Consider the following 5,597-nt stretch of genomic DNA (forward strand, 5'->3'; position numbering starts at 1 on the left):
GCCGCGAACCGTGGGGGAGGCGCGGGCGTTCGTCCGGGAGGTGATCGCCGATCAGGAGCTGGTCGGGGCGGGGGCGGTGCGGGCGACGCCGTACGAGAGCGATCCGAGCAGTTGGGCGGTGCTGGGCGAGGACTGCGTGTGGCAGCGGCAGGGGTTACCGGACGACGTACTGGCCACACTCACCCGCCACTTCGAGGTGTCCTCGAGCAGTGGCAAGGGGCGCAAGGGGTCGGTGCGGCTGTCGGCCACGGTCACGGTGCACCGGACGGCGCTGGACGCCGCCTGGGAGCAGGCCGGGATGCTGGAGGAGGCCGCCGGCTGCCCGGAGCAGACGCTGCAGCCGGGGGAGCGGCTCACCGAGCTCGCCTCGACTGCCGTCGCGTGGGGTGAGAGCGGCAACGTCACCAGCGACGACTCGCTGGCGGAGTCGGGCAAGTGCGTCAGCGACACGCGGGGTGGGCCGTACGACTACTCGTGGACGCAGTCCACGTTCGGCTCGGTCGTGGTCGCCGCGTCCGTGTGCGGAGACCAGGGGAGCACCACGAGCGAGGTGGACGTGGCGGCCATGATGTTGGTGCGGGTACAGGGCGCGATCGCAAGCCCCACCGGGTCCGGTTCGGCTTCGCCGGAGCCTGCCCCCACCTCCCAGAGCCCCGACGCCGGGGACGCGAAGGGAGGCGAGTGATGGAGCGGCTGCTTCCCACCGACCCCTCGCGCCTGGGCGGGCACCGGCTGCTGGGGCGGCTGGGCGCCGGCGGCATGGGCGTGGTCTACCTGGCCCGGACCGAGACCGGAGACCTGGCCGCGGTCAAGGTGATCCAGCCCGAGTACGCCGACCAGGCCGAGTTCCGGGCCCGCTTCCGCCGGGAGGCGGAAACCGCCCGGCGGGTCGACAGCCCGTGGGTGGTGCGGGTGCTCGGCGCCGACACGGAGGCGGCGGCGCCGTGGCTGGCCACCGCGTTCGTGCCCGGACCCTCCCTGGCCGAGGCGGTCGCGGCCTGCGGAGCGCTGCCGGACCGCGCCGTGCGGGTGCTGGGCAAGGTGCTGGCACGCGCCTTGGCCGCCGTGCACGAGGCGGGCCTGGTGCACCGGGACGTCAAACCGGGCAACGTCCTGCTCGCCCTCGACGGCCCCCGGCTGATCGACTTCGGCATCGCACGCCCCACGGCGGCCGACGAGACGGAGCTGACCTCGGACAACGTGGTGGTCGGCACACCCGGCTTCCTCTCCCCGGAGCAGGCGCGGGCGCGGCAGGTGGGAGCGCCGAGCGACATCTTCTCGCTGGGCTGCGTGCTGGCGTACGCGGTCGCCGGCCGCCCGCCGTTCGGCACCGGCGCGGCGGACGCGCTGCTGTACCGCACCCTCCACGACACGCCCGAGCTGGACGGTGTGGCGGACACCGAGTTGCGGGCGCTGCTCGGCCGCTGCCTGGCGAAGGAGCCGGAGCAGCGGCCCACGGCCGCCGAGGTGGACGCGCGGCTGGTGGAGGACGCCCCGGCCGGCACGGTCGACTGGCTGCCCGACGCGGTGGTACGGATGATCGCCGAACGGTCGGCTCAGATGCTCGCCCTGCCGGGCATCGAGCCCACCGAGGTGTCGGAGGGCTCCGGGGCCGGGTCCGAGCCGCGGGGCCCGGGCCGCCGCAGGGTCCTCGCCCTGGCCGGCGGCACGGCGCTGCTCCTGGCGGGCGGCGGTGCCGCGCTGTGGGCGGCGCTGGAGGACGACGACGCCCCGGTGCAGACCGCGGACAGCGCATGGACGATCGGCCTCCACGCGGACCTGACGGGTCCGCAGCGAGGGGCCGGGCGCGCGCAGGAGCGGGGCGCGCGGCTGGCGGTGGAGCAGTTCAACGCCCGCAGGACCAGGCCGTTCACCCTCGCGCTGCGAACCGAGGACGACGGGGGCGAGCCGGCCCGGGCGGTGCGGGTCGCCCGGGGGCTGACCGGCACCGGCGACGTCCTCGCCGTGCTCGGCCCCACCGGCTACGCCTCGGCGCTGGCCGCGCTGGAGGTCTACGACGGCGCCGGCATGCCGCTGCTGACGGTGTCGGAACTGTCGACCACCGCCGCGCAGACGGCCCTCGCGGGGGCTGCCCCACGCGCGTACTTCCGTGCGGCGTCGCTGTCCGCGGTCGGCGCTTTCGCCACCATCACCACCCTCGGCGCGCAGCGTGTCGGCCGGCTGGGCATGCTGGCCGACCGGGCGGGCAAGGTGGCCGGCTTGGAGTCCGTGATCGTGAGTCAGCACGCCGCACGTGACCGGATGGAGCTGTACCTGCGCGTGGTGCCCGCCGCCGCGAGCGCGAGCGCTCTGGAACCGGTCGTCGTCGACATGCTGGGCCACGGCGTCGACGGGTTCTACTACCTCGGCGCACCCGACCGTGCCGCCGCTGTGGCCCGTGCTCTCGCGGAGCGTGATTTCGCCGGGCCCCGCTTCCTCGACGCCGCCTCGGCCACCGCGGACTTCACCTCCCGGGCCGGCCGGGCGGCCGAGGACTGGCAGGTTCTGACCTCGTACGTCGCACCGGACGCCACACCCGTACGCGGTTTCGCCGCCGCCTACCGCAAGCGGTACGGGAGCACGCCGGGTCCGTGGGCGGCCGAGGCGTACGACGTGACGCGCCTGCTCGCCGACCGGCTCACCGCCCTCGCCCCGAAGGGCCGCAGCCGCCCCACCCACGACCGGCTCACCCGGGCCCTCAGCGAGGCCCGGTACACGGGGGTGGCCGCGACCTACGCCTTCGACGACGACAAGAGGGCGAAGAATCAGGTGCTCCACCATTTCCGGGTTCAGGGCGGCCGGTTTGCCTACGCGGGCGCGGTGGACATCTCCGGAGCCTGATACCGGAGGACGCGGACGATGCGGGCGCTGAGCGCACATGACCCCGGCGAACTGGGCGGGCACCGGCTGCTCGCCCGGCTCGGCACGGGCGGCATGGGCGTGGTCTACCTGGCCCGCACCGCGGACGGGACCCTGGCCGCCCTGAAGGTCATCCGTGCCGAGTACGCCGCCGAGCACTCCTTCCGGGAGCGGTTCAGGCGCGAGGCGCGGCTGGCGAGAGGGCTCACCGGCCGCTGGCTGGTGCCGGTCACCGACGCCGACGCCGAGGCCCGTGAGCCGTGGCTGGCCACCGCGTTCGTGCCCGGCCCCTCCCTGGCCGAGGCCGTGGACGGCTACGGGTCCCTGCCGCCGTACGCCGTCGCCACGCTCGGCGCCCTGCTGGCGGAGGCACTGGCCGAGGTGCACGAAGCGGGCCTGGTGCACCGGGACGTCAAGCCCGGCAACGTCCTGCTCGCCCTCGACGGCCCCCGGCTGATCGACTTCGGCATCGCCCGGGCCACCGGCGCGACGGCGCTGACCGAGCCCGGAGCGGTGGTCGGCACCCCCGGCTACCTCGCTCCCGAACAGGTCCGGGCAGGCGGCGGGGCCGTCACCGCGAGTGACGTGTACGCCCTTGGCTGCGTGCTGGCGTACGCGGCCACCGGGCGACGGCCCTTCGGCACCGGCAACCCGGCCGCCGTCCTGTACCGCACCGTGCACGAGGAGCCCGACCTGACCGGCCTCGACCGGCTGCCGCCCCAGCCGCGCACGGCGATCACCCGCTGCCTGGCCAAGGACCCCGCCGACCGGCCCACGGCCGCCGAACTCGCCCACGTGCTGACGGCTTCCGGCCAGGTGGCGCCCGACCAGGCCGACTGGCTGCCGTCCGCCGTGCTGCGACTGGTGGCCGAGCGCTCGTCCCGCGCGCTGGACCCGCCGCCCCGGCAGACAGGCCCCACCGCGCCGTCGGAGCCCACCGTCGAGGCGGACCGGGCACCCTCGCGCCGCCGGATCCTGGCCGTCGGCGGCTCGGCCGCCGCGGTGCTCGCCGCATCCGGCACCGGCGCCGCCGTCCTGCTGACCACCCGCCGGGGCACCGCGCAGGGCGGCGGGGACCTGCCCACCCACACCATCGCCCTCCACGCCGCCCTGACGGGCGCCCAGGCGGAGCAGGGACAGGCTCAGCAGCGGGGCGCCCGGCTCGCCGTGGCCGACCACAACGCCCGTAAGGACGCCCGTTTCCGGCTCGCTCTCACCTCGTACGACGACCGGGGCGAGGCCGGGCGGGCGAAGGCCGGAGCCCGCCGCCTGATCGCGGATCCCTCCGTCCGCGCGGTGGTCGGCCCCACCAGCGCCGCCGCCGCCGAGGCCGCGGTCACCCTGTACGGGAAGGCGTCCATGCCGGTCCTGCTCGTCTCGGTCGACTACGACGCCCTGGGGCTCTCCAGCGCCTTGACCCGCTCCCTCTGCGTGACCACGGCCCCGTCGGGGTACCGGGCCATACCTGTGGTCTCCTATCTGACCAGGGTCCAAAAGGCCGAACGCACCGCCGTCATCCAGGACCGGGCCGCGGGCGCGGCGGCCGAAGACATCGCCCGCAGCGTGCGCGAGAACCCGCCCAGCGAGGGCACCGCCACCGTCCACACGGTGGCGGCCGGAACGGACGACTTCCGCCCCACCGTCGCCGCCGCCCTCGCCACGCGCCCCGAGGCCGTCGTCTACGCGGGCACCTCGCCGCCCCGGGCCGCGGCCTGCGCCCGCGCTCTGGCCGCCGCGGGCTTCACCGGACCCCGCCTGGCCGTCGAGCCCGTGATGCGCCCGGACTTCACGAAGGCCGCGGGCGAGGCGGCCGAGGGCTGGGTGTTCGAGGCGCCCTACAGCGAACCGCAGTCGTCCGGCACCAAGGCCGCGAAGGCCTTCACGGCCGCGTACCGCGACCGCTACGGCGAACCTCCCGCCCGCTGGTCCGCCGAAGCCTACGACGCCGTGGGGCTGATCGCCGCGTCCCTGGACGCCCTCGGCGGCGGTGCCGGCATCACACCCGGGCAGGTCGCCGAGCGCATGTTCAAGCTCACCCACAACGGTGTGGCCAAGCCCCTCCGTTTCACCCGCGACATCACCCACAGCCTCGTACCCGACGACACGAGCTTCCTGTACCGGGTCAAGGACGGGGAGTTCCGCTTCCTGGGCCGCCACGATCAGGTGAGGTGACCGGCAGACGCCCGGTTCCGGACCCGTCTGCCGGTCGCTGCGACAGCCGATGCCGATCTCACCAAGAGGTACTGGCATCGCCTCAGACGGCGGTGCCACCTGTGCCCGAGTGGCCCGGCCGCTGCCGCCACCCAACGCTGTACGGGCCTTGAGGGACCGCGGTTTGCGTCTCGGGCTCGCGGAGTGGTCGGACTCCGGTACTGGCAAGCCCGACCTGCTTGCCTTGGCGTGGCCGAGTGTCCCGCTGATTTTCAAGGACGCGTTGTTCCTCTCGGTACTCGTCGAGGCCGCTCGGCGCGGTGTCCTCCACGAGGCGTACGAGGTGGATCGGGAATCCGCCCTCCGACTGGTGCGTGCGCAGAGCGGACTCGGCTGCCGCGATGCTCGTGTCAAGGGCGCCGAGGTTACGACCCCCACGGCTCGGGCTTCTTCCGCGGTCGGCCGCGACTGCTCCCCGACGGACCGCCCGCAAGTGGAAGTCGATACGGCCCGCCGGGTTGCGGCGGGCCGTATCAGTGGGGGGAGGGGGGAGGACGCAGATCAGGGGGCGAGGTCTACATGTGGAC

Annotated in this window: 3 protein-coding genes; all 3 read left to right on the forward strand. The window is 75.0% G+C overall.

Annotation, left to right across the window (positions count from 1 at the left end; all coding sequences use genetic code 11):
• Positions 1 to 685: hypothetical protein (locus FNH04_RS40300; RefSeq protein ID WP_228031904.1), on the forward strand; the 685-nt coding region annotated here is incomplete at its 5' end.
• Positions 685 to 2,841 carry a bifunctional serine/threonine-protein kinase/ABC transporter substrate-binding protein gene (locus FNH04_RS40305; RefSeq protein ID WP_152791133.1) on the forward strand — a complete coding sequence of 719 codons (2,157 nt, stop codon included), beginning with the start codon at positions 685 to 687 and terminating at the stop codon, positions 2,839 to 2,841. The genes FNH04_RS40300 and FNH04_RS40305, both read left to right, overlap by 1 nt.
• An 18-nt stretch (positions 2,842 to 2,859) precedes the next feature.
• On the forward strand, positions 2,860 to 5,031 hold the full coding sequence (locus FNH04_RS40310; RefSeq protein ID WP_152791135.1) for a bifunctional serine/threonine-protein kinase/ABC transporter substrate-binding protein: 2,172 nt from the start codon (positions 2,860 to 2,862) through the stop codon (positions 5,029 to 5,031).
• Positions 5,032 to 5,597 lie beyond the last annotated feature (566 nt).

It is taken from the genome of Streptomyces phyllanthi (genome assembly GCF_009377205.1).
In the GTDB taxonomy this organism is placed as follows: domain Bacteria; phylum Actinomycetota; class Actinomycetes; order Streptomycetales; family Streptomycetaceae; genus Streptomyces; species Streptomyces phyllanthi.

Bases quoted from the DNA above. Each gene is read 5' to 3' on its own strand.
- FNH04_RS40305 (WP_152791133.1), top strand. From the start codon at position 685: ATGGAGCGGCTGCTTCCCACCGACCCCTCGCGCCTGGGCGGGCACCGG.
- FNH04_RS40310 (WP_152791135.1), top strand. From the start codon at position 2,860: ATGCGGGCGCTGAGCGCACATGACCCCGGCGAACTGGGCGGGCACCGG.